The following is a 2425-nucleotide window of genomic DNA, read 5'->3' on the forward strand; positions in this document are numbered from 1 at the left end:
GTCGGGCGGCACAAAATACTCGGCGAACTCGCAGACCGATTCCGGCATGCGGTTGCGCAGCGCCACAAACGCCGGGAAGCCTTCCGGATTGATCGACATCACCGACGCACCGGGCCGGAAGGTGCTCGACAGCACCAGGCGATCGATGCGCCCGGCGTGACGTGCGGCCAGCACCTGCGCGATGACCCCGCCGAGCGAGGTGCCGAACACATGGGCGCGCCGATAGCCAAGCGCTGCGATCAGCGCGGCAGCATCGTCGGCGAGTTCCTCGAGACCGTAGGGCTGCGGCGGATTACGGGTCGCGCCGGAATCGCGCTGGTCGTAGGCGATCACGGTGAAATGCGGCGCCAGCAGCGCGCCGAAGGCATCGAACATCGAGTGGTCGGCTTCGGCGCCATGCAGAAGCAATAGCGGCGGTCCCTCCCCGCTGCGCTTGAAGGCAATCGTGGTGCCGTTGGCTTCGATTGTATCCATGGCTATCGTATCCATGACTAATGCAGCACGGTTTCGAGCGCGCCGGCCAATTCGCGCGCGGGATCGGAGGGGATGTAGGGCATGCGCCAGGCGACGTGGCCGTCGGGACGCACCAGCACCGCGCCGCGCGGTCCCATCTGAATGCCGTCGGCGGGATGGGCGTGGGGGAGTTGCTGCAAATTGAGCTGCAGCCCGGTTTTCGCCGACACGTCGCGGCCGGCCTCAAGCCACGTCTCCCCTTGAGGACCGGCAACGACCGTAAACTCCTTGTCGAACCAGTCGAGCGTCGAGCGCTTGCGCGGCATGTCGAGCCACAGATGGGGAAAGCGCCCGCCCGGCCGGTCGGACGGACGGTAGACGCGGGTCAGGTGCCCGCCATGCGGCGTGCCGTCGGGGATCACCGCGCCCTCTTCATAGGTAAAGCCGAGCGCCTGGCCGATGCTGTGCAAATGATTGTCGAGGTCGTTGACCCAGAAGCGGATGTGATCCTCGTTGCCGGAGCGGACGGCGTCATCGATCCGCCGGAAGCGGATCATGTTGCCAAAGCTGAAATCCGCGTTCGATTGCCCCACCGGCCGGCGTTCGAGGTCGTAGCTGTTGAGCAGCTTCTCCGACGCCCAGCCGCGCAGCACATAGACGAGCTTCCAGGCCAGGTTGTGCGCGTCCTGAACGCCCGAGTTGAGGCCAAAACCGCCGGTCGGCGGAAAGCGATGCGCGGCATCGCCGACGAGAAACACGTGGCTCTTGCGAAAACTCGCCGCGACCTGCTTGCTCATGCGCCAGACCGAGCGGTTGAGCAACGTCACTTCGAGATCGGGAACGCCGACATGGGCGCGGATGATCTCGATCATCTCGGCATCGGTCCAGGGCCGCGGCCGATCGTCCTTCTGCTCGCCGATCTGGATGATGGACAGCCAGCGGTCGCGGCCGTTGGTGTTGAGAATGCCGGCGCGCGGCGGCACGCCCAGCGTTTTTGAGTAGACCTGATAGCCGGCGGCCTCGCGCGCCAATGGAAAGCGCGAGAGATCGGCGCGCCAGTATTCGTTCTGCAGCACCGACAGGCAGGCCGGCCCCACCATGTCGATGCCGGCGGCCCGGCGCGTCTGGCTGCCGGCGCCGTCGCAGGCCAGCAGATACCTGGCGTGCCAATGTTCGCTGCGGCCGGTTTCAACCGAGCGGATCTCGCAGATGACACCGTCCTCGACTTCCTCGAAGCCGACGAATTCGGTCGAGAATTGCACCTGCACCAAATTGGAATGCTCGATGACCCGGTAGATTTCCTCCTCGACCGCATCCTGCGCCACCAGGCATTTCCACGCCGGCGTCTGCCCGAGATTGGGCTCCGGGCGCGACCGGCTGATCTCGCGGCCGGCGATGCTCTCGACCTGCACGAACATGTCGGAATCATCCTGCAGCCCGCGGTCGCGGATCGCCTGCTCGATCCCCCATTGCCGGAAGATCTCCATGGTGCGGACCCAGCAGCCGCGCGATTTCGGATGATCTGTGGTGGTCGGGCTCTTCTCGACGATGACGGCGTCGATCCCGAAGCGATCGAGCAGCAGCCCCATGGCAAGGCCAACCGGGCCGCCGCCAACGATAAGTACCGACGTGCGGCGGGGTGCTTCCGCGGCGATGTCCATGCTCGTTTCCTCTCGATCTTCTCTTTGGCATCAGACTGCCCGGTTTTTGGTATCTCACAAGAATATGTTTGATATGATATCCATCTCGGTTCGAGATGGAGGGCGAAATGGACCTGCGGCAGCTTCGTTATTTCGTGGCGGTGGCCGAGCGCGGCGGCTTCGGCGCCGCGGCCAGCGCCCTCAACGTCGCGCAGTCGGCGCTCAGCGGGCACGTCAAGGAACTCGAGCACGAACTGGGCGGCGCGTTGCTCGAGCGCGGCGCGCGCGGCGTATCGGTGACCGAGTCCGGCAAGGTGCTGTTGGCGCGTGGG

General features: G+C 65.4%; 3 protein-coding genes. 1 reads left to right on the plus strand and 2 read right to left on the minus strand.

Going from position 1 to position 2425, the window contains the following annotated elements; all coding sequences use genetic code 11:
* Both CWO91_RS42015 and CWO91_RS42020 read right to left on the minus strand, forming a co-directional pair.
* A partial coding sequence (locus CWO91_RS42015) for an alpha/beta fold hydrolase (protein ID WP_165406080.1) occupies positions 1 to 474 on the minus strand: 474 nt, incomplete at its 3' end.
* Positions 475 to 491: 17 nt separating this feature from the next.
* Positions 492 to 2114 carry an FAD-dependent monooxygenase gene (locus CWO91_RS42020; protein ID WP_130221149.1) on the minus strand — a complete coding sequence of 541 codons (1623 nt, stop codon included), beginning with the start codon at positions 2112 to 2114 and terminating at the stop codon, positions 492 to 494.
* A 107-nt stretch (positions 2115 to 2221) separates the two neighbouring features.
* Between CWO91_RS42020 and CWO91_RS42025 the strand changes: the two genes are divergently transcribed.
* The coding region (locus CWO91_RS42025; RefSeq protein ID WP_130221150.1) for a LysR family transcriptional regulator at positions 2222 to 2425 on the plus strand (204 nt) is incomplete at its 3' end.

The sequence above is a fragment of the Bradyrhizobium genosp. SA-3 genome (assembly GCF_004212635.1).
GTDB lineage: Bacteria > Pseudomonadota > Alphaproteobacteria > Rhizobiales > Xanthobacteraceae > Bradyrhizobium.

Bases quoted from the DNA above. Each gene is read 5' to 3' on its own strand.
- CWO91_RS42020 (WP_130221149.1), bottom strand. From the start codon at position 2,114: ATGGACATCGCCGCGGAAGCACCCCGCCGCACGTCGGTACTTATCGTT.